21 protein-coding genes are annotated in these 21,362 nt (G+C 48.9%); 16 read left to right on the top strand and 5 right to left on the bottom strand.

Annotated elements, in window-relative coordinates; translation table 11 throughout:
• From RQP50_RS24705 to RQP50_RS24725, 5 genes are all read left to right on the top strand, one after another.
• Complete coding sequence (locus RQP50_RS24705) at positions 1–768, top strand: DUF6483 family protein (protein ID WP_072730162.1); 768 nt, start codon at positions 1–3, stop codon at positions 766–768.
• Between the two features lie 13 nt (positions 769–781).
• Entirely contained in the window at positions 782–1,984 is a 1,203-nt protein-coding gene (locus RQP50_RS24710; protein ID WP_065291856.1) for a class I SAM-dependent methyltransferase, read from the top strand.
• Between the two features lie 473 nt (positions 1,985–2,457).
• Entirely contained in the window at positions 2,458–3,135 is a 678-nt protein-coding gene (locus tag RQP50_RS24715; RefSeq protein WP_072730164.1) for a PilZ domain-containing protein, read from the top strand.
• A gap of 75 nt (positions 3,136–3,210) precedes the next feature.
• Positions 3,211–4,650: a hypothetical protein gene (locus RQP50_RS24720; protein ID WP_315747054.1), complete on the top strand. Its 1,440-nt coding sequence runs from the start codon at positions 3,211–3,213 to the stop codon at positions 4,648–4,650.
• Positions 4,651–4,754: 104 nt separating this feature from the next.
• Positions 4,755–6,851: an O-antigen ligase family protein gene (locus RQP50_RS24725; RefSeq protein ID WP_315747055.1), complete on the top strand. Its 2,097-nt coding sequence runs from the start codon at positions 4,755–4,757 to the stop codon at positions 6,849–6,851.
• Positions 6,852–7,264: 413 nt separating this feature from the next.
• On the opposite strand, the gene RQP50_RS24730 is transcribed toward RQP50_RS24725, so the two are convergent.
• The 5 genes from RQP50_RS24730 to RQP50_RS24750 form a co-directional block, all read right to left on the bottom strand.
• Complete coding sequence (locus RQP50_RS24730; RefSeq protein WP_315747056.1) at positions 7,265–8,572, bottom strand: MFS transporter; 1,308 nt, start codon at positions 8,570–8,572, stop codon at positions 7,265–7,267.
• Positions 8,573–8,633: 61 nt separating this feature from the next.
• The gene (locus tag RQP50_RS24735) at positions 8,634–9,803 is read right to left on the bottom strand and encodes a winged helix-turn-helix domain-containing protein (protein ID WP_315747057.1); all 1,170 of its coding nucleotides are present in this window, start codon (positions 9,801–9,803) and stop codon (positions 8,634–8,636) included.
• A gap of 2 nt (positions 9,804–9,805) precedes the next feature.
• On the bottom strand, positions 9,806–10,759 hold the full coding sequence (locus tag RQP50_RS24740) for a D-2-hydroxyacid dehydrogenase (protein WP_315747058.1): 954 nt from the start codon (positions 10,757–10,759) through the stop codon (positions 9,806–9,808).
• A 143-nt stretch (positions 10,760–10,902) separates the two neighbouring features.
• Positions 10,903–11,238 (bottom strand): dehydrogenase, encoded by a 336-nt coding sequence (locus RQP50_RS24745; RefSeq protein WP_370510431.1) that lies wholly within the window; start codon positions 11,236–11,238, stop codon positions 10,903–10,905.
• 50 nt (positions 11,239–11,288) lie between these two features.
• Complete coding sequence (locus RQP50_RS24750; RefSeq protein WP_065291862.1) at positions 11,289–11,747, bottom strand: cupredoxin domain-containing protein; 459 nt, start codon at positions 11,745–11,747, stop codon at positions 11,289–11,291.
• A gap of 264 nt (positions 11,748–12,011) precedes the next feature.
• Here RQP50_RS24750 and RQP50_RS24755 point away from each other — a divergent pair, with 264 nt between their 5' ends.
• The 11 genes from RQP50_RS24755 (at position 12,012) to RQP50_RS24805 (ending at position 21,357) form a co-directional block, all read left to right on the top strand.
• On the top strand, positions 12,012–12,629 hold the full coding sequence (locus RQP50_RS24755) for a DedA family protein (protein WP_021255279.1): 618 nt from the start codon (positions 12,012–12,014) through the stop codon (positions 12,627–12,629).
• Entirely contained in the window at positions 12,626–13,192 is a 567-nt protein-coding gene (locus RQP50_RS24760; RefSeq protein ID WP_315747059.1) for a thioredoxin family protein, read from the top strand. The genes RQP50_RS24755 and RQP50_RS24760 overlap by 4 nt, the downstream gene beginning before the upstream one ends.
• 23 nt (positions 13,193–13,215) lie before the next feature.
• Positions 13,216–13,839, top strand: coding sequence for an MBL fold metallo-hydrolase (locus RQP50_RS24765; protein ID WP_315747060.1), 624 nt, complete (start codon positions 13,216–13,218; stop codon positions 13,837–13,839).
• A 260-nt stretch (positions 13,840–14,099) separates the two neighbouring features.
• Positions 14,100–15,323, top strand: a complete 1,224-nt coding sequence (locus RQP50_RS24770; RefSeq protein ID WP_315747061.1) for a M24 family metallopeptidase — start codon at positions 14,100–14,102, stop codon at positions 15,321–15,323.
• A gap of 159 nt (positions 15,324–15,482) precedes the next feature.
• A complete protein-coding gene (locus RQP50_RS24775) occupies positions 15,483–15,863 on the top strand; it encodes a hypothetical protein (RefSeq protein ID WP_021255274.1) in 381 nt (126 codons plus the stop codon).
• 149 nt (positions 15,864–16,012) lie between these two features.
• Positions 16,013–16,300 carry an Asp-tRNA(Asn)/Glu-tRNA(Gln) amidotransferase subunit GatC gene (gene gatC / locus RQP50_RS24780; protein WP_021255273.1) on the top strand — a complete coding sequence of 96 codons (288 nt, stop codon included), beginning with the start codon at positions 16,013–16,015 and terminating at the stop codon, positions 16,298–16,300.
• Positions 16,301–16,339: 39 nt separating this feature from the next.
• Complete coding sequence (gene gatA / locus RQP50_RS24785) at positions 16,340–17,782, top strand: Asp-tRNA(Asn)/Glu-tRNA(Gln) amidotransferase subunit GatA (RefSeq protein WP_394358434.1); 1,443 nt, start codon at positions 16,340–16,342, stop codon at positions 17,780–17,782.
• Between the two features lie 17 nt (positions 17,783–17,799).
• Positions 17,800–19,242 (top strand): Asp-tRNA(Asn)/Glu-tRNA(Gln) amidotransferase subunit GatB, encoded by a 1,443-nt coding sequence (gene gatB, locus RQP50_RS24790; RefSeq protein ID WP_315747063.1) that lies wholly within the window; start codon positions 17,800–17,802, stop codon positions 19,240–19,242.
• A gap of 175 nt (positions 19,243–19,417) precedes the next feature.
• Entirely contained in the window at positions 19,418–19,870 is a 453-nt protein-coding gene (locus RQP50_RS24795) for a GNAT family N-acetyltransferase (protein ID WP_021255270.1), read from the top strand.
• A 6-nt stretch (positions 19,871–19,876) separates the two neighbouring features.
• Complete coding sequence (locus tag RQP50_RS24800) at positions 19,877–20,608, top strand: MgtC/SapB family protein (RefSeq protein WP_065291867.1); 732 nt, start codon at positions 19,877–19,879, stop codon at positions 20,606–20,608.
• 158 nt (positions 20,609–20,766) lie between these two features.
• Positions 20,767–21,357, top strand: a complete 591-nt coding sequence (locus RQP50_RS24805; protein ID WP_072730174.1) for an RNA polymerase sigma factor — start codon at positions 20,767–20,769, stop codon at positions 21,355–21,357.
• The last annotated feature ends 5 nt before the right edge of the window (positions 21,358–21,362 follow it).

Below are 21,362 nucleotides of genomic sequence, written 5' to 3' on the forward strand. Positions count from 1 at the left end.
ATGCACCAACGTGATTATTTACTCCGGTTAATTGAAGAGATGACTCGTATGTTTGGTCAAGCGCTTGGACTAAAGGAAAAGAAGAAGCGTGAGCAACTGATTGTCGAATGGGATGAATTGTTGCAGCGCCGTTTTCGGATTAGCGGGGAACTGGCTGACAAGCTTCCGGCAGAGGACATCATACGACTGTTCCGGACGGGAGAGCGGCTGCATGCAGATGAGATCCAAGCATTGGCGATTGTACTGTATGAGCGGGCTAAGTTGGATTGGGAACGAAGCAGGCATGATGATGAGTCGTCGCCGTTTGGCGCTGCCGAAGTGCCGCGATATGGTGAGAGCATGATGGGAACTGACAATGACGAGACAATATATATTCTGCGATTGATGAAGTCGTACGAGCTTTTGCTGGAAGCGACCTCGCAAGGTAGTGATCGGAGGCTGCTTCCGGTTCAAGACTCGATGGAAGCGATATATCAGGTAATCAAAGGCTATCATATTGATAATCGCTTAAGGGAGAAGATGTGGCGCTGGTTTGAGAAGGAGGGTCGTCTGGCTGAAGCAGAGGACTCTTTGTTTGAGTGGTTGAACAGTGGAGAGCGGCATCATCCTGAGCAGGCAGCAAGTCGATATACGCAAGCGTTGAAGTTCTATGAACGACTTGATGCAATGTCGGATGAGACGCTTCTAGAAGGCGGATTAAGCCGAGAAGAGGTCATCTCGGGCAGGGAAGACGTAAGTAAGAGTACAGCATGGCAAATGGAACGGTAGGAGTTATAAGCAGATGGAACAATTAACAGAGTTAGTTGAACGAGTGATTACAGAACAAATCTTAAGCAGTGCAGTGCTTAGCCAACTGCGGCGCAAGCCCGAGGAGGGCTACACCAAGGTGCTGCTCAAGCCGGTGCAGTTGCGCGGGCAGATTCAGATCCAGTTCGAGTATCATTATGATAATAAGGTGACGCATGATAATGTCCCGTTAACAGAAGCGGCTGCGAAGGTGATGTCTTTATTCGAGAGTACATTCAAGCAGGGACTGTTGCGGACAACAGAGGGCGATTACCAAGTGTTAATCAGCAAGAAATTCAAGGTAACGATTCGCAAGCAAGCGGCAGTTGTGCGCAAGGTTGAAGTGTCACATAACCGCAAGAAGCAATATGTGTTGAACGAGGGAGTTCCGGTTCCATTCTTGGTCGAACTAGGCATCATGGGCAAGGAAGGCAATGTGATTGCAGCGAAATATGATAAGTTCCGCCAAATCAATCGCTTCCTCGAAATGGTGGCGGATGTGCTGCCGCATCTGCCGAGCAATCGTACGGTCCGCATTATCGATTTTGGCTGCGGCAAATCGTATCTAACGTTCGCGCTGTATCATTTTCTGCATGTAGAATCCAAGCTCCCTGTTCACATTGTAGGGTTGGACTTGAAGCGGGACGTCATCGAACGGTGCGAGGCGCTTGCTAGGCGCCTTGACTATGACGGACTCTCCTTCCAAATGGGGGATATCGCCCAATATGAAGGTGCCGATGAGGTCGATATGGTGGTGACGCTGCACGCTTGTGACACCGCGACAGATGCAGCGCTAAACAAGGCTGTACGGTGGGGAGCTCAAGTTATCTTGTCGGTTCCATGCTGCCAGCATGAATTGAACCGTCAGGTGGAGCAGAGCGTGCTGGAGCCCTTGTTGAGACACGGCATATTGAAGGAACGTTTCAGTGCCTTGGCGACGGATGGACTGCGGGCGAAGTTGCTTGATTGCGTAGGATATCGTACACAATTGCTCGAATTTATTGATATAGAGCACACACCCAAGAATATTTTGATTCGTGCGGTTCGCGGTGAAGAACCTGCTGGGCAGGTAGAGAAGACTGACCCGCAAATGTGGAACGAGTATGAGACGTTCAGGCAGTTTTTGAACGCAGATCCGTACTTGGAGCATGCCCTGCAAGAGCTGTTGGAAGCTCGTGGCTGCAAGCGCACAGTATAAGTATCTAAGGCTAGAGCCCTCTCCGTTGTGTAGAGGGTTCTTTTTGATGTGGGGGATAGGCAGGCTCATAAGCTGACTTGGTTCTTAGTTATGATCCAACGAATATGGGCGGCTCTCGTTACATCGCATAATGTAGGGCCTGCTCCTTCTCTAGTGAGCTACATACATGAACTCCTTGGTCGAGCGACTCTATCCAGCAGTATGCTTCTCTTCAAATTCCCTCCGTTTTGGACGATATATAAAGGAAGGTAGTATGGAACAGGAACAGTAACAAATCAATGCCCATTAAAAGAATCTATAGCTGCATGGTTATAGAACAGGGCAAAGTGAGTTGTTGCAATAGAACAAGCAGGACGCCTATGTCTGGCTCGATCTTCATACAGCAAGAGCAAGATTAACGTGAATAGTGAAACGAAGCGAAGCGGAGCAAGGGGATAAACTGCGAACGAAGAACCTAGGAGGTTGAACGGTCAATGACGGGAGCTTATGTAACGGATGCTCCAGAGCATTTGTTAATGTCGCTTTTGCACAGTCGTACAGTGCTTGAGGGCGACAACTGCATTGCAACGGGAGTATTGTCTTATTTAGAAGGAGATGTCATGGAGGTAGAACTGCCAGAATTCGAGCGGTTTGAACTTGGAGAGGCGCTGAAGGTGACCATATATTCGCCAGTAGGCATATTTAATTTCCATACTCAGGCTGTGGCACGGCATGAAGGGTCGTTGATGCTTATTCATCCGCCGCATCAACAGCGTAAATTTACAGATCAACGCTTATTTCCGCGAATAGAGGTACGCAAGCATGGATACGTACTGCCTCCACGACCGGCGGAAGGAATGGCAATTACGCCGACGCCAATACCGATTCATATCGAAGATATTAGTTTGAATGGGATCGGTTTCAACATTAAGGGGAACGCTTCATTCGTGGAAGGAAGCGAATTAGAGGCTGAACTGCAGCTTGGATTTGCTGTTCCTTGCCGCTTAACGATTGCTCGTATGGCGAGTCGGGAAGACGATATCTTCTATGGAGCCAAGCTTCAGGTAACCAGTGATCCTGCACAACGATCCCTGCGTGCATTTATTATGCGGGAACAGATTAAATCACATATTGATCGCAAATCAAAAAATTCAATAACAGCTCGCCCATAACATGCTAAAATAGCAATGTACTTCACCATTACATAGAATAGAAATGGTAGGAGAGAAAGGGAGGGAGGGAGCAGCTTGAAGCGCGCTTCTCGTCATGTAAGGAACTTATTAATCGGATGTCTTGGCATCGTGCTCCTATTAAGCGCCTTACCAACATCGACGTCAGCAGCTGGGCTAAATAATCGATACCCGACTAAGGTATTTGAGGTATTCACAGACGTTGCAATGAATCAGGAAGGGCGTCAGAAGATTAAGGCCGAGTTAATTCAGCCATCTGTTACGAATGTTACGTATCAGGAAGTGGTGAACATTGATCCTGCAATTGCCGAAGTAAAGGTAGATTTACCTAACGAAGAATACGTGGTGACGCCGCATAGTCCAGGATCGACTACGGTCGAGTTCAAATGGACCCAAGGGGATGGAACGGTGCTTCATCATAAGTTTGTCGTTGCGGTAGTCGACCCCTCACAGGGTAATATTATTCCTCGGATTAGAGAACCTGAACAGGAAAGTTATGTGCAGCTGGGGTCTTCTGAAATCAATGATTTCCAATATATATTTGAGAATGTAGATTGGAGATCCAACTTACCGGTACCTTATAACGAGCTTCGCTCTGGAAATGGATTCAATAATATAACACCTGTTAATCAGAAAAGATATATTTTCAGCGCTGTGGCTCAGAACGCAGTGGATACTAGATGGGTATTCAAAGTAACAATAAAAGATACGAACGGTAAAGATATATCCGCTACATACTATAAGGACTATAAAATCAATCGATCGCCCAGCCTGAAAAATAATTTCGATCGAACGCTGCATTTGACTCCTGGCGGTGAAGCAAGTCTTGAGCTGTCAAGATATTTTGAGGATTTAGACAATGATGAATTATTCTTTACTGCAGTCTCGGCAAACGGCCTGGTCTCATGCGAGATTAATGGGGATAACCTGTTGTTGCGTGCGAGAGCCGATTCCGCAGAGGGCATCGAGAAAATCACGATTACTGCGGATGATCAACGACAAGGTATTCCTGTGCATGGAACATTAAGCATGTACATCAGCAAACCGCGCGAAGTTGGCATTGCCGGTACTTATCCAGAAGTAGATAACGGCTTTGAAGTGATGCCAGCTGGCTCCGGTGAGTATTACATGGCTCCATTTGAACAGTATCTGCCTTCCTATGCAGAGCTCGAACAGAAGGTTGCATCAGGTAATGCTCGTAAGGGAGAACTGACAAGTGGGGGCAGCCTTACATTCATCATTGATCAACAAAAGGGCCAATCTAAAGGATTTGATGAAGGACAGTATGGTCTCTATCTGTTCGATGGAACGACGGTCACGCTGGAGAGAGCGATTGAACTGTCCGGCAAAGAGAAAGTCATTCTTGAATTGAAGGAGCTGGCTGCCGCAAGAGGCGAATCATCCTATCAGATTGTGGACGCGCAGCAATGGCTGTTCACGAAGGGTGACAATAATTTTGTTCGCGCTAAGATCGTGATGGCGATTCTCGCAGAATAACAAGCAGTATCGTCAGAAGGTCAACCTAAGGGTTGGCCTTCTTTTTGATTGTCCATCATAATAAATATAGAATTGGTAGAATCGGGAAAGAAGGGGGAGTGCAGATGAAGGTGGATTTACAACAAGATGGCCATGGCAATTTTGTTGTTTTGTATGTTGGAATCGGGATAATCTTCGCTGTGCTTCTTGTTGGGTTATGGAAGCAGGGGCTGTTCTATGATCGCGATGTGGGAATGCTATCCCTCCTGCTCTGCGCAGCTTCTGTATGTATGCTTGTCGCATGGAAGTGGGATGCAGTCCTTCCATTGCCACTCATATATCCGCTTCCCCCGCTCATCGGATATTTCATTAGCTGGGTGTTAGGGCCTGCAACCGTATATGGCACAGAGATGCAAATCCTAAGAACCGCGATGCTGCAAGCTTGGATTATACTGCTCGCCATTATGCTGCACAGAGGGGGGGATCAGGCTAAGCGGCTCATTACAGGTTCAATCATGTTAGTCGGATTCTTAATCAGTGGCAGCGCTCTTGGCATGCTCTATGGATGGATACCGAATGAATCAGGTGTGATGGTGAGTCAGAATTCAGAATTGTCGGCGTTTGGATTTCGATTAGGTGGGGTTGTCCAATACCCGAATACGCTCGGTGTACTTGCCGGGGCATTCGCGTTACTGCACTTGAACGGCGCAGCCTGTGCGGCGGCTAAAGCTCGAAGCCAACGGAGTGGAAGTATTCATGTACGGGTAATCTCGACCAAATGGCTGTTTGCGGCTGTGCCGATTGTTCCCCATTTGGTCGTCCTCGGTCTTACCGAATCAAGGGGATCCTGGATCGTGTTCGGTATCGTATTGCTGGTTGGCATCTGGAGCGCTCGTGGGTATCGTGCGGAGTACGTGCCGACGTTTTTGTGGTTCGGAGCATGGTCTTTCCTAGCGGCCGCATGGAGTGCCTCGATGTGGCAGAGTGGGGATGGATGGCTGCCGATGCCTGTTTGGTTCGCTTGGATCGGTTCAATTGTACTGTTTAGTGGCTTGATGCTGGGTCTGTCTCAGAACCTTTGTCTACGGAACGGGTTGATTCTCGTCATACTTCCAACGCTTATGATAGCAGGCATTCACTTGCTGCCTACAGGGGCAAGCAGTCGGATTACGGATCATTATGCTACTGCAGGAGCGCGAACATTGTTCTATAAGGATGCAATTACGCTGTGGAAGGAACATCCTTGGTTCGGCGCAGGCGGAGATTCATGGCGGCAGCAGTTCGCACGCATACAGAGCGAGCCGTATGTTGGCAAGGAAGTGCACAGCAGCGTGCTGGATATGCTGCTTGATGTAGGGCTGGTATTTACAATGCCTGCAATAGGGTTAGTATTAGCAGCGTTGCTGCTAGCATGGCGTCGGCATGCCGGATTCGGATTGGCCGCAGCGATGCTGCTTGCACATAGTCTGATTGATTTCGACATGTCGTATGGGCTAGTGACGCTGCTGTTCGCATTGCTGCTAACGCTGGGCTTGTACGATGAGAGCCTCAATCATGGCTCTCCAAGGATGCGTTTCGCGCTGTGGCAGGTAGGCACGAAGCGCGGGAAGCGTCTCGCGGCACTGCTGCTTGCCGCTCCGCTGGCAGCCGCAATCGTGCTCGCGTCGTGCCACCTCGTGGCACAACAGCTCGCCGCGGCCGCCAGCGCTGCTGCCGACAAGGCCACAGGCCCTGTCGGCATGGCCCGCGCGCATGCGCAGCAAGTGGCTGCGCTGCGCTGGGCGCCCGCGAACACGGCGCTTCGCATCGCCGTGAGCCGAACCTTGCCTCCGCAGGAGGCGCTTGCCCTTCTGCAGGAAGGGCTGCGCTACGAACGCGATGGCAAGGGGCTCTACCGTGCGCTCGCCTTGGCAAGTGCACGCCTTGGCCGCGCCGATGATGCCGCCGCTTGGTGGGAGGCGGCGGTTAGCAGCGACCGCTTTGATCGCGTGCTGCAGACCGAAGCCATTGAGAAGCTGTCGCTTGCGGCGCACTACAGTGCAGATCGCCTTCAAGCGGCCGCATATGCGAACGCAGCAGGCAAGATGTTCCGGCGATATGAAGCGGAGGCACATCATGTCCTTCTCATGCGCAATCCTGCGAACGGCAAGCGTTTCGCAATGACGGAGGAAGCGAAGCGGGCTTACAGCTCGATCGTTTCGTTGATCACGAGGGGACAGTAGTTCATGGACGTTAACCAGAATTCGGAGCGCTGGTCGCCTTCATTTGACGTCACCAGGATACCGGACTTTTCTCATAAAATTGAAGGTGAACTTTGAACATGCTGTGCCTGCCGGCACACCGATAGGGGCGGAATCTTGAGCACTCAAGAAAAAAATCGGTCTCGTCGCAGATAATGCGAACAGAGGCCGATTTGAACTTTCCGCTGAAATTAATATTCGCCACTCCAAGGCGGTACGATCAGATTAATAGCATCGTCCCGCAGCATCCGGTTGAAATCAGCGGTACGTACCTTCGCTAGAGCGAGTATGTCAACGTTGCCAGCACGATAAACAATATGAAAATGACATCCATAAGACGGATAGTTGGCTTATTTTCAGGCTCCATACTGGAGTCTTTTGATCTGCATAAACCGCTACCCGGAAACCTCCTGCATTTCTTGCGGCTGCGTTGATTGGAACCTGGTCGGCCATAATACGTGCTGAAAACTCAGGCATATGACGCCAATGATGAAGACAACTGTTCCCAGCAAGAAAAACACATTGCTCACACCCATTCCACGGATCAGTAAGCCTCCGATTAAAGGCGCACCTACCATCATCGTGCTGGCGGACATATTTTGAATGCCAAAGATCCGGCCTGTCATACCCTCAGGAGTTTCTTTCTGTAGGACATAGTTATAAGTCACGATAGACAGCCCGTTTCCAATACCGATCACAAGTCCCAAGACGATGCTCCATATTTCATGCGAATCCACCCTTAAGAGTCCCATGCTTCCAAAAGCAGCTCCAATCAACGCGGCTCCTCCCCCGATCCCAAGTCCATACCTCACTTTGCCAAGACGGTTCAGCAGCAGGATGGTGATAAACGCTCCGACTCCTGTGGCAGCCACCATCCAGCCAAGCAAAGACTCGTTATGAGGGGCAATTTCCCGATACAACGTCGGAAACTGGAAATCGATCATCAAAATAATCAGCATAATGATCATATTCACGATAAAGCTACTAAAAAGAATCCGGCGCTGCAGCAGCAATGCCCACCCTTGCTTCCATAATTGGGCGAAGCTCATCTTAGTCTCTGCGCCGTTTTCCGAGTCATCAGAATTCTCCCGATTCTCTGCTTTTGCATTTTCATCGATATGCCGCATTGTATATAGCAAGATGCAGGAGAAAAAGCGCGTGATGGCATTCACCAAAATGCATAATTGCGGGGAGATCACTGTTAAGGCTACTGCGCCGAGCAGGGGCCCCGCGATTTTGGAAAATTGATTGACGAGCCCGTTATACGAGGTTGCTTTGAGCAGTTGATCCTCCCGAACCACCTGGCGCGTTAACGCTTGATGCGCTGGAACGCGGAATACTCCCATTGTGGCGCGAAACGCAAGCAAAGGCAGCATCCAGTACATGCCGGGAACAAGCAGCAGCAATATGGTGAACAGCGTCTCGGCTGCATCGGCAAACAGCATGAGATTGACCTTCTTCCAGCGGTCGGCGATTACACCGGCGAAAGATCCGAACAGAATGCCGGGGAGAGCGATCATCACCGGAATCAAGGCGATCATAAACGGATCCGCATGCCAGCGGTATGCCACCAGAATCTCAATCGCAAAGACGTCGAACCATTCGCCGAAAGATGAGACGGCATAAGCCGAGTACATTTTAGTAAAAACCGGGTTTTTCCAAATAGATGTCTGGCGCCTGTTTGATACAGATGTGGTAGACATGAATATTTCCTCCGCAAAATTAGAATTTCTCTCACTTTAACGAAGAAATATCAGAGGATTATCAGACAGAACCTAAAATCCGCTCAATCATCTGTTCTATGGGCTGTTTATATGCCTCCAGCTTATACCCCCGTTCAAATTCATCATATCGAGTCTGGAAGGTCTGCAGCAGTTTGGGATCGTGATACGACGTTTTCAAAAAATGGAGCGTACCGATGATCAACCGAGCGAGCAGCGGTACATGATGCGCCGTTTCACCGGCCTCAAAGCCATATTCGAATGCAGCTGCTGCTTCCTGGGGGCGGCCTTGATGCAGCAGCAATTTCCCTCTTAAACCATGGTAGGCGCTGATTTCCCGCAAATAAGGAGCTTCAGCCAGCATGTCTTCGATCTGCCTAGAGCACCGCTCCGCCTCCTGGATACTGCCTGCGACCAAATGAATATGCATTTCCGACATGGCAATATGAACCTTGAAGGTATCCAGCTTACCTTGCTCCTTTTCAATGATCCGATAAGCTTCTTGCACTCGCTGCAGATCCTCTTCAACACGACCGTTATCTGCATAAAGACCGAGGATATTTAACACTTTCAGCTCACGATGCATCTCAAACGGCAAAATACCCGATTCTATTGTCCGTTCAAAGTAATTCAGACTTTTTGCCGGTTCCATGTAAAAAGAGTAGTAAAATATCAGCAGCCAATATAATTTATCTGGGTTCTCCGCACTGCTTTCCAGAAACCAGTCCAGATCTGCCCGCACAAACTTCAGAAACATTTGATGGGAGGGACTGATATTCACGCCAAGAAGCTCTTGCTGATTGACAAGGGCTAACATCGATTGGCTTTGCCCTAACATGAGATAGGTGTCCAACAACTGCCCGATTTGCTTCTGCAATCCACTGTCCGTCAGCGACGGAACCGCAAGTCCCAGCGTTTCTTTTATTGTGAGGCTGTAGCCAAGCCCCCGCACGGTGATCAGCTGAACTTTTCCACTCCATGGTTTCATTCTTTTTCGGAGCCGATACACATGATCATCTACCGTTCGCTCGCCCGGATATTCCATTGGCCATACCTGATCCAGCAGCTGCTCCCGGCTAAAGACCTTGCCGCGATTTCGGTACAGAAATTCGAGCAGCGCGTATTCTTTCGCAAGCAAGTTGATTGTCTCAGCCTGAAAGCTGACAGAATAATCACGAGGTTCAAACGCAAGCCCGACCACCATAATCAGCATCCTCAGTATTCCTTGTCGTAATCGACAATGCTGCGAGCAGGACGTCCCTGTTCGATATAGGCCTTGAGATTCTCGATAAACAGCTTCGTAGCTCGTTCCTTCAATTGATCGGTATTGCCTCCAATATGAGGGGTCATGATGACATTGCCCATGGACCATAACGGATGATCCTCTGGCAATGGTTCGATGTCGAACACATCGAGGCCAGCGCCCGCGAGGTGGCCGCTGTTCAAGGCACCGATAAGAGCATCCGTCTTCACCGATGCACCGCGTCCAACGTTGATAAACAGTGCCCCTTGCTTCATGGCAGCGAACCTATTTTCATCATATAAGTTTATCGTCTGAGATGTCTTTGGCAGTATGTTGACGACTACGTCGCATTCAGATAGAACTTCATTCAGCTGCTCGAACGTGTACAAGCCGTCGACATAATCAGTCGGTTGAACGGAGCGGCGTACGCCTAGAACACGCATCCCGAACGCTTTGGCAATTCGTGCAACCTCAGCCCCGATTTGACCGATGCCGATAATCCCCATGGTCTTGCCCAGCAGTTCCGTATAATTCCCTTTACTGTCCCATACGTGTCGATCTTGGTTGCGAATCGCTTGTGGCAGATTGCGAGTGAAGCCGAGCAGCATCGCGAATACCGTCTCCATCATGGGGACGGGATGCACACCCCCTGCCGTAGTCAACATTACATCGTGCTTGCGGAGTGTATCCATCGGAATATAATCGGCACCAGCCGTCCACAGCTGTATCCAGCGAAGCGTGGAATCATCATGGAGGCATTCCTCGATGATAGCAGGCGACCAACCGAAAATAACTTCAGCTTGTCGGAATACGTCTCGATCGAGCTCCTTAGCTCGTCCAGCAATGACATTGTATTCGGGAGCAGCGAGGCGAATGCCCTCTAGAAATTCTGGCGGCAAAGCTAGTGCACATACGATATTTTTCAAGATGAGGTCCTCCTTAGCGTCCATTTTCTAACATCATAACTCGAATCCGATTGGTGCGTCTATGAGTGCTCCGTAGGTTGCTGGACATTAGAAATAGGCTGAACGGATGGTAACCCGACAGCCTGCATGAGCGATTATAGCAGTTAGCCTCCGAATGCTTGCCGGAAACTGGAGGATAATTTCGCTTGATCAACATTCCACAGTGCGGCAAGCTCTTCGCAGACGGTCTCGTCCCACCAATCGGACAGCTTCTTGCGGTTGGCACCGTTCTCGTGAATCCAGATCAAGTTCTCAATCACTTTGCGATAGTATAGTTCTTCTCCTTGTTTGACGAGATCTTCGGGAATCCAGACGTTCATCCGCTTAATGGTTCGATACAACTCATTGTTGCAAGCACGGCGAATTCTTCTGGCTGTGGGGAGAGGCCTTGTATGAGGCTCCTTCGGGGCTTTCAATGGATGACGACTCCTTTCCTGCATATATGTTCATCATATGCAGGCATCCTACCCAGGTTCCTTGTGGCCACGCGCTATTTCGAATCGATTACGATATACCCTACCATAGGGCCTTCATGCTGCATATCCGGATGGGTTAAGCAGACGATGCGATGAATGCCTTCTTTGGCAGTAAAGGTGATGACGGTTTCTTTGTCTTTCTCGATGCTGCCTTTTACATTCATGCTCTCGATTTCGAAATCATGCTTTTTTCCGTTGATTCCGCGAATACGAAGCTCTACTCGCTCACCAGCTTTGGCGTGAACGGTACCCGGAATAAATTGATACACTTCGATTTCTTTCCCATTATCCAGTTTGGACTTAACCTCTCCTGTAACCATGTGGAGAATTCGAGTCGATTGAGGTGCTGCCTCAACTGCCCGTTCCGACCGCACGGTTTCATAGCGCCAGAACGCTGCAGCTACTAATATGGCGGAGAAGACGATTGCACCAATTCGCAATTGTTTGCGAGAGACAATCCAAAAACGTGTCAAATTGTGAAACCTCCTTTGCCCAATTGAGTATCACTTATTAGTGCTTGTTCATAACATTTCATTTGCAGGCAGCCATTACTAGAGAAGATATAAGGTACAAGCTTGTGCTTAGTCCAAGTGTATGCATGGCCAGGGTAGCGCATGACTTGTGTTATCCCATGGGGTAAGGAGGCATCAAGATCGAACAAGCCAAAGTCATGATTGGAGTCATGGCGATCCATATGTTAGAATAAGCTGGGAATTAAAAAGGGAGAGAGACGAGCTATGGCATGGATACATGATATGATCAATATGCTGCTTCATTGGGTGCAGCAGCTTGGGGAATGGGGAATAATGCTGGGGCTCATGATTGAAGTCATTCCGAGTGAAATCGTGTTAGCCTACGGCGGATATTTAGTATCGATTGGCAAAGTCAGTTTTATCGCTGCGATTATTTTCGGCACAATTGGTGGTGTCTTTGCGCAACTCATCGTATATGCAATCGGCAGATATGGCGGGCGGCCCTTCTTGGAGAAGTTCGGGAAGTACATCCTGATACGCAAGCACCATATTGAGAAGTCGGAAGAGTGGTTCCAGAAGTATGGAACAGGCGTAATCTTTTCTGCACGATTCGTTCCGGTTGTCCGTCACGCGATTTCCATACCAGCAGGAATATCCAAGATGCCGGTAGGAAAATTTACGCTTCTGACAACGCTGGCTGTAATCCCATGGACCATCCTATTTGTTTATTTGGGGTACGCGCTTGGAGATCAGTGGGAACATATTAATGAGAAGGCGGCACCTTATGTTCAGCCATTTATTTTGGTTGCACTTGCTGGCCTTACCCTATATTTTGTTATCAAATATATGAAATCCAAGCGAAGAGAGGGGAACCCGAAATGAGCAAACATGTAGCGAATGTGATAGGTCAAGGAATTTCACCACAAGCATTTATCGACTCCATGCAGAAGAACAAGGAAGCCTTCATTTCCTGGTATGATCAATTTGCTTGGTTCAGTGAAGAAGAGAAGGAGTTTTTCGAATCGCTTCAATATCGGGACGATATCCGCTGCTTAATCTTGGCGGCAGATTGGTGTGGAGATGTGGTACGTAATGTGCCTGTTGTGTTCCGAGCTATGGAAGCAGCAAGAATTGACACGGAAGTCTTAATTATGGAACAGTTCCCTGAGGTTATGGATCAATTCCTGACGATGGGCGGACGCTCCGTTCCAATCGTCATCTTCGCTGATACGGGCGGTTATGTTCTCGGTCAATGGGGACCTCGTCCGAGTGACGTGCAGGCACATATGATCCGATTCAAGGAAGAGAACCCGGATCGTGAAGCTCCGGATTATCAAGATAATTTGAAAGTAGTCAGACAGCGTATTCTCGAACAATACGGCGAGGGAACGGGCTATCATGCTCGAATTACGTCTGAATTGAGAGAACTGCTGTCGGGCTTTTAATATAGCAAGGAGCTGACAAGACATTGTTTACGATTCAAAGTTTCAATTTAGGTCCTGTCCAAACAAACGCCTATCTATTGACAAATGAAGATACGAAAGAAGCGGTTGTCATTGATCCAGGCATGAATCCAGATCGGCTGCTGCAAGCGCTTGATGGACTAAACGTTAAGGCAATATTGTTGACACATGCGCATTTCGATCACATTGGCGGTGTGGATCTTGTGCGTAAGGCACATCCGTGCCCGGTGTACATTCATGAGCTTGAGGCGGAGTGGCTGACAACACCGGAACTTAATGGCTCGACCATGTGGCCGCAAATGTCTCCGCCAATGTCCATGAAGCCTGCGGAACACTTGCTGCAAGATGGGGATACACTGGAGCTGATTGGTTATTCCTTCTACGTCATGCATACACCCGGCCATTCGCCGGGCAGTGTGAGCTTCTTGCATGATAAGCACTTGTTCGCAGGTGACGTTCTTTTCCGGGAAAGTGTGGGGAGAACAGACTTGAGAGACGGCAGCATGAAGACACTGCTGAACTCTATTCATAAGAAGCTGTTCACACTAAGCGACGAAGTGACGGTATATCCCGGACATGGTCCGACTACAACAATTGGATACGAGAAGAAGCACAACCCATTTGTCTAATACGATTTTGCAGTACATAAGCGCTTGGCACTCCTGATTCCTGATGAACAGGGAGACCGAGCGCTTTTTGATGCTCACTTTATCCAATATCCATAGATCCATTTTGCTAGCCAATCCTCGCTCGTGATATGATCAGGGAAGCATACAGCAACGATGGGACTGCCTACTACTATGTATCGCAGTCCTTTTTTTTTACATAACAGATACAAGTGCAAATAAAACGGCAGATATCATTTCCTAATACGAGGAGGAGTCAATTGATGCATTCCGAACAGCGAATAGATGCAGCAATTATCGAAGAGCATCGCAATCGAATCGCTCGCCTGCAGCAGAAGATGGAGCTTGCTGGTATCGATTTGTACTTAGTTACACACAACGTGGATATATATTACTTAACCGGCTCCATGCAGACCGGCTATGTGCTCGTACCGAGATGCGGCGAACCTGTTTATTTGGTGAAACGCAGCTATCTGCGTGCGCAGAAGGAGTCGATCATTCGCGTTGCTCCGCTCGGTTCATTCCGTCAGCTTGGTGAGACGATCCGCTCATACTATGCGGAGCTGTTCCAAGTTAAGGAAGCTGTCGTCATTGCTACAGAGTTCGATGTTCTACCTGTTCAGCAGTATGAGAGATTGAGAACGGTCATTCCAGATGCGAATTGGACAGACGGATCGATCCTATTCCGGGAACTGAGAATGATTAAGTCCTCTGATGAACTGGATCGCATTCGGGTTGCCGCAGCTGCTGCACATAAGGTGCTTGCTGCTGCTGCAGATTACATCCAGCCGGGAATGACAGAACTAGAACTCATTGCGTACATTGAACGAGAATTCCGACTGCAGGGCCATGTTGGAATGATCCGAATGCGCGGCTTCAATCAGGAACTAATAACTGGCATGGTGGCATCAGGAAGTGCAGGCGCAGAACCGACTTATTTCGACGGTCCCGCTGGAGGGCTTGGACTGACACCTGCAAGTCCACAAGGATCTAGCCGTAAGGCGATTGAAGTGAATGAACCTATTCTGATCGATTTCGGCTGCTGCATCGATGGATATGTAATTGATCAGACCCGAACCCTTGTCATTGGGGAACTGGACGATGAACTCCAGCGTGCTTATGATGCTTCGGAAGCGATATTGCGTGCAACTGAGGAACACTTGAAGCCGGGAACGGTATGCGAGACATTGTACGAAGACGCGGTTGATATGGCGAGATCGTATGGATTGCAAGAGCATTTTATGGGGTATGGTGAGGATCAAGTCAAGTTTCTTGGACATGGAATTGGTATGGAAATTGATGAATGGCCTGTCTTGGCCCGCGGGTTCAAGCAGCCGCTTCAGGAGGGGATGGTAATTGCTATCGAACCTAAATTCACTTTCCCGGGACGCGGTGTCGTAGGTATAGAGAATACATACCTCATTACTGCTGATGGATATGAGAAGCTAACGACTGCGGAGGAAGGATTGCGAATCATTTCTTTGTGAACATAGACAATAGCTAGAGTCGGATGTACAGCTTTTATCGTATGCAATATAGAGAGGCTGCTTTTTGTGACCAATTGCGATACTCGTACGTATACATTTACAGAAACCATAAATTCTAGTACCATATAGAATACATCTAACGGATGGGAGGCATGGACAATGCTGCCTTTGGGAGAGAAAGTAGTCATTGTTGCCGACCGTTTCGAACAACATTTGCCTATCGGGGAATACGGCTATATTATTGCCTATGACCGCAATGCAGACAACGCATTCGACTATGTCATCCGAGTTCCGAGAGCAAACCGCAACTTTTTCGTGCCAGCATCCGATGTCGATCAAGAGGAACGGTTGCTGCAGCAGGAAGCGGACCGCATCGAACGGGAAGCACTTATCGATTATGCACTGGCGACCCATAATGAATCATTATTCCGTCGAATTATGAACGCAGACGCAGAGCCTGATAGCGAAGAGAGCGAACAGGACGGAGCAATGTCACAAGAAGAGTTCATTCGCCAAGTGAATTTAAGAGCTTGGATTTAAAGAAGACGCCGATCACCGGTCATTCCGGTGCTTCGGTGTTTTTTTGCATCCATTACTTTATCAGAATGACGCGTTGAGTTGATTCCGCTTCTAAGCTATAATAAGGGGATGAATTTGGCCTTGATGGCGCAAGGAGGAACAGGCTGCCGATGAGCATTCACGTACAAGACGTCGAGCACGTTGCTAAGTTGGCAAGACTCGACTTGAGCAATGAAGAGAAAGAGCGTTACACGGAACAGCTGAACGCGATTCTAAAATATGCAGAAAAATTAAATGAATTGAATACCGATGACGTCACGCCAACGACTCATGTTCTACCTATACGGAACGTGATGCGTGAGGATGAAGCGCGTCCTTCACTGCCGATAGAGAAGGTAATGGCTAACGCACCGGAAGAAGAAGATGGTCAGTTCAAAGTACCGGCCGTTCTGGAATAAAGCGAATAAGGGAGGATGCCCGCATTGACACCACTTGAGATGTCATTAACGGAAGCAAGACAAGCAATACAAGAGCGCAAGCTCTCCGTCTCTGAATTGGTGGACGCGTCATTCCGACGCATTGCCAGCACGGATGAGCAAGTGCAAGCATTTCTTACTATGAATGAAGAGGGTGCCCGTAACGAGGCAGCGGCAATCGACAAGCGCATCTCGGCAGGAGAACAGATCGGCTTATTGGCTGGTATCCCTGCAGGGGTTAAGGACAACATCGTAACGGAAGGAATGCGCACAACATGTGCAAGTAAATTCCTTGATAATTTCGTACCTGTATATGACGGTACGGTATCCCGCAAGTTGAAGGAAGCGGGTGCCATTACAATTGGTAAGCTGAACATGGACGAATTCGCAATGGGCGGATCCAATGAGAACTCTGCTTATCGCACGACTCGCAACCCGTGGGATTTGGAACGTGTTCCGGGCGGATCTAGCGGTGGTTCCGCGGCTTCCGTAGCAGCTGGACAAGTTGCGTTCGCGCTAGGCTCTGATACAGGCGGATCAATCCGTCAGCCAGCTTCCTATTGTGGAGTCGTTGGCTTGAAGCCGACATACGGTCTCGTTTCTCGCTTCGGCTTGGTTGCATTCGCATCTTCATTGGATCAAATCGGTCCAATTACGAGAAATGTGGAAGATGCAGCCCTTGTGCTCCAAGCGATTGCAGGCCACGATAAGATGGATTCCACTTCGGCGAAGGTAGAAATTCCGGATTATGCAGCACAGCTGACAGGCGATGTGGCTGGTCTGCGCATTGGCGTGCCTTCTGAATATATTGGACAAGGTGTCGATCCGAAGGTGAAGGAAGCTGTGCTCGCTGCCTTGAAAGTATTCGAGGATATGGGTGCGACATGGGAAGAAGTATCGATGCCGCATACCGAATATGCAGTAGCGACCTACTACCTGCTTGCTTCCTCGGAAGCTTCCTCCAACTTGGCGCGCTTCGATGGAGTTCGCTACGGAGTGCGTGCGGACAACCCTGACAATCTGCTGGCTCTGTATCATCGTTCTCGCAGTGAAGGCTTTGGACAAGAAGTGAAGCGCCGCATTATGCTGGGTACGTATGCACTAAGCTCAGGCTACTATGATGCCTATTACTTGAAGGCGCAGAAAGTCCGCACTTTGATTAAGCGTGACTTTGACGAAGCATTTAACAAGTTCGATATTTTGCTCGGGCCGACAGCACCGACTACGGCATTCCGTATCGGCGAGCAAATTAATGATCCATTAGCGATGTATTTGAATGATATATTGACGATTCCGGTCAGCTTGGCTGGCGTTCCAGCAATTAGCGTACCATGCGGGTTGGCGGATGGATTGCCGGTTGGCTTGCAATTGATTGGCAAGGCGTTCGACGAAGCGACTGTGCTTCGTGCAGCCCATGCGTTCGAACAACGCACGGAGTTCCATAAGCTGCGTCCGCAGTTGTAATTGAGGAGGCTTACGACATGCCAAGTACGAAATATGAAACGGTTATTGGCTTGGAAGTGCACGTTGAGCTGCACACCAACTCGAAAATCTTTTGCGGTTGCTCTACCGAATTCGGAGCACCGCCTAATACGCATACTTGCCCGATTTGCTTAGGGCATCCCGGCGTACTGCCGGTATTAAACCACCAAGCGGTAGAATATGCAATGAAGGCTGCTATGGCGTTGAACTGTGAAATTGCTCCGGTAAGCAAGTTTGACCGGAAAAACTATTTCTACCCAGACTCTCCGAAAGCATATCAAATCTCTCAGAACGATCAGCCAATTGGGCAGAACGGCTGGATTGATATTGAAGTGAACGGAGAAACGAAGCGGATCGGCATTAACCGACTGCACTTGGAAGAAGATGCAGGCAAGCTGACGCACGTAGATGGCGGTTATGCTTCTCTCGTCGATTTCAACCGTGTCGGCACTCCGCTCGTAGAGATTGTATCTGAACCCGAGCTTCATTCACCAGAAGAAGCGAAGGCTTATTTGGAAAAGCTGAAGGCAATTATGCAATATTGCGACGTATCCGATGTGAAGATGGAAGAAGGCTCCCTTCGCTGTGATGCGAACATCAGCATACGCCCGATTGGCCAGAAAGAACTGGGTACGAGGGCAGAATTGAAAAATATGAACTCCTTCCGCGGCGTTCAACGTGGTCTTGAATATGAAGAGGAGCGCCAAGCTGACATCCTGGATGAAGGCGGTAAGGTTGTTCAGGAAACTCGCCGCTGGGATGAAGCGCAAGGGCGTACGCTCACGATGCGCAGCAAGGAAGAGGCGCATGACTATCGCTACTTCCCGGATCCAGATCTCGTTACACTCATTATTGATGACGAGTGGAGAGAGGGTGTGCGGGCATCGATTCCAGAATTGCCGGATGCACGTAAAGCTCGCTACACGAGCGAATATGGCTTGACGAGCTACGATGCAGAAGTCATTACGGCATCGAAGAAGCTGGCTGACCTGTTCGAGGAGAGTCTTCAATATACGAAGGATGCCAAGGCAGTAGCCAACTGGATTATGGGTGACTTACTCGGATACTTGAACGCGAATGGCCTTGAAGCGGATGCTTCAAAAGTTACTGGCCAAGGCTTGGGCGAAATGATCGGCTTGATTGAGAAAGGCACGATCAGTTCCAAAATCGCCAAGACGGTCTTCAAAGAGATGCTGGAGACGGGAAAAGCTCCTCAGGCTATTGTTGAAGAGAAGGGACTTGTCCAAATTAGTGATGAAGGCGCCATTAAATCTGTCGTCGAGCAGGTAATCGCGAACAATCCGCAGTCGGTGGAGGATTACCGCGCAGGCAAGCAGAAGGCAATCGGCTTCCTTGTTGGACAAGTTATGAAGGAGACGAAGGGTAAGGCCAACCCGGGTCTTGTGAACGAATTGCTTGTTCAGTGCTTGAGCGAGCTGTAAATGTAAGCTATAGATAAAAAATGAAGAATCGATTAGGGCTCCGTAGGACGGATGGGTAACATATCTGAACGTTGGAGCTAGGCATGGAAGCGGAGTGAATCTCCGCTTTTCGTGTAGATTCAAGTTATTTTCATGTAGTCGTATACTCTGTTATTCCGAAAGGGTAGTGAAAGACATGATACGTCAGTTGGATATGAATGATGTTGCAACATTGGATCAACTCTGGAACCTGCAACAGGCGGCATACCGGATTGAGGCGGACATGATTGGCTTTGACAAGATCCCCCCTCTGATGGAAACGGTAGAAGACCTGCATAATACCACGGAAACATTCTATGGCTGGTGGGATGAGAATCAGTTGGCTGGAGCGGTATCCATCGAAATGACAGGGCCTGTAATTATGGAGATTTGCAGATTGATGGTTCGGCCGGATTATTTTCGGAGAGGGATCGGTGCAAGTTTGTTAGGTCATGTACTGCATATGCCAGATGTTCATACGCACCGTATTGCAACGGGAGCTCGCAATCTTCCTGCGCTGACACTGTATGAACGCGAAGGCTTCCGATATGTGCGCGACGAGGAGATTGCGCCGGGCATATCGCTGCGTCACCTGGAAAGAAGGAGGTAGTCGGATATGGAATTGCTCGCGGAGATACCTGCAAATAGTCCGTGGGTAATTGATGATTTTTCATTAACGCTTAGATTGCTGCTTGCGATGCTGCTTGGCGGCTTGATTGGATTGGAGCGAGAACAAGCGAATCATCCAGCGGGGCTGCGAACACATATATTAGTTTGCGTTGGTTCGGCACTTATCATGCTGTTGTCCATTTATGGCTTCTCCAGCTTCGTGTACGAAGGAAATGTCCGTGTGGATCCTGCTCGTCTCGCTACAGCAGTAATTACAGGCATTGGTTTTCTTGGCGCAGGTACAATTATTTTTACGGGCAAATCAATCGCAGGACTTACGACAGCGGCCTCTTTATGGGTCGTTGCGGCGATTGGACTGGCAGTAGGTGCTGGATTCCAATATGCAGCTGTGGTGACGACAATCCTAGTTATCGTGATTTTGTTTGGATTCAACAAGGTAGAACAGCGTTACTTCGGTGGCAAGCGCACTCGCGTTTTAACATTAGATGCGGATTCTACTTCTGAATTTCTTCATGAGCTCCATGTCTTCATGGAAACCCGTGATGTTACCGTCAAGAAGATGATGTTCCAACGCTTATTGAATCAACCTGGCGATCCGATGGTGGAGAAGCGAGCAGAATTGCAGCTCGTTCTTGGCGTCCCCAAACAGTTCGACATGTTCGTATTTGTAGAGCAACTCGAGCGAGTGCAAGGGGTTCGCACTGTTACCTTAGAGTAAGAGTCCAAAGCGATCCTAGACTAAAGTCGGTGAAACCTTCCTAGACTCAGGAAGGTTTCTTTCATTTCTGTATCCAACGTACAATGAATATAAGCTTAATACGTACGGTAGAGCGAATTCGCACAATGAATTTTGCTGGGTAGAGAAGGGAAGAGACTATGGTGTATCGTAAGACAACTCAATTTTCGGATGAACTGATCGTCAGTCAAGTGCAGCAAGGTAACGAGGAAGCAATGCGTATTTTAGTGGAAAGACACCGTCCATTTGTGATAACGTGTATTTGTCAGACGGTACAAGATCGTTATTTGGCGGAAGATATCGCCCAGGAGGTATTCGTGAAGGCGTATCGCCATATTCATTCATTTCGGGGTGACTCGAAATTTACGACATGGCTGTATCGGCTAACGAAGAACCAGATGATTGATATATTGCGCAAAAAACGGAAAGAAGGCCGGGTAGAACGGCTTGAGCCGCACCATATGGCATCCTTTCAGCTTCATGATGTTGCTGATATGCCGGAAGAACGCGTGATGAAGAAGGAAAAATGTGAAGAGGTTCACGAAGCACTTCGGGCATTGCCAGAGAAATATCGTATGGTCATGGAGTTGTACCACATGCGCCAGCGGACATACGCAGAAATTGCGCAGATGCTCAAGATGCCAGTTAGAACGGTTGAAACTAGATTATATCGCGCTAAGATGCTGTTTAAGCGAGCGTGGCAGGAACATGCCGGATTAGGAGCTATGTAAGGAGG

Source organism: Paenibacillus suaedae, assembly GCF_032337355.1.
Lineage (GTDB): Bacteria > Bacillota > Bacilli > Paenibacillales > Paenibacillaceae > Paenibacillus_B > Paenibacillus_B suaedae.

Bases quoted from the DNA above. Each gene is read 5' to 3' on its own strand.
- RQP50_RS24735 (WP_315747057.1), bottom strand. From the start codon at position 9,803: ATGCTGATTATGGTGGTCGGGCTTGCGTTTGAACCTCGTGATTATTCT.
- RQP50_RS24730 (WP_315747056.1), bottom strand. From the start codon at position 8,572: ATGTCTACCACATCTGTATCAAACAGGCGCCAGACATCTATTTGGAAA.
- gatC (WP_021255273.1), top strand. From the start codon at position 16,013: ATGAGCATTCACGTACAAGACGTCGAGCACGTTGCTAAGTTGGCAAGA.
- RQP50_RS24715 (WP_072730164.1), top strand. From the start codon at position 2,458: ATGACGGGAGCTTATGTAACGGATGCTCCAGAGCATTTGTTAATGTCG.
- RQP50_RS24805 (WP_072730174.1), top strand. From the start codon at position 20,767: ATGGTGTATCGTAAGACAACTCAATTTTCGGATGAACTGATCGTCAGT.
- RQP50_RS24760 (WP_315747059.1), top strand. From the start codon at position 12,626: ATGAGCAAACATGTAGCGAATGTGATAGGTCAAGGAATTTCACCACAA.
- RQP50_RS24725 (WP_315747055.1), top strand. From the start codon at position 4,755: ATGAAGGTGGATTTACAACAAGATGGCCATGGCAATTTTGTTGTTTTG.
- RQP50_RS24705 (WP_072730162.1), top strand. From the start codon at position 1: ATGCACCAACGTGATTATTTACTCCGGTTAATTGAAGAGATGACTCGT.
- RQP50_RS24795 (WP_021255270.1), top strand. From the start codon at position 19,418: ATGATACGTCAGTTGGATATGAATGATGTTGCAACATTGGATCAACTC.
- RQP50_RS24710 (WP_065291856.1), top strand. From the start codon at position 782: ATGGAACAATTAACAGAGTTAGTTGAACGAGTGATTACAGAACAAATC.
- RQP50_RS24800 (WP_065291867.1), top strand. From the start codon at position 19,877: ATGGAATTGCTCGCGGAGATACCTGCAAATAGTCCGTGGGTAATTGAT.
- RQP50_RS24745 (WP_370510431.1), bottom strand. From the start codon at position 11,238: ATGCAGGAAAGGAGTCGTCATCCATTGAAAGCCCCGAAGGAGCCTCAT.
- gatB (WP_315747063.1), top strand. From the start codon at position 17,800: ATGCCAAGTACGAAATATGAAACGGTTATTGGCTTGGAAGTGCACGTT.
- RQP50_RS24755 (WP_021255279.1), top strand. From the start codon at position 12,012: ATGGCATGGATACATGATATGATCAATATGCTGCTTCATTGGGTGCAG.
- RQP50_RS24775 (WP_021255274.1), top strand. From the start codon at position 15,483: ATGCTGCCTTTGGGAGAGAAAGTAGTCATTGTTGCCGACCGTTTCGAA.
- RQP50_RS24770 (WP_315747061.1), top strand. From the start codon at position 14,100: ATGCATTCCGAACAGCGAATAGATGCAGCAATTATCGAAGAGCATCGC.
- gatA (WP_394358434.1), top strand. From the start codon at position 16,340: ATGTCATTAACGGAAGCAAGACAAGCAATACAAGAGCGCAAGCTCTCC.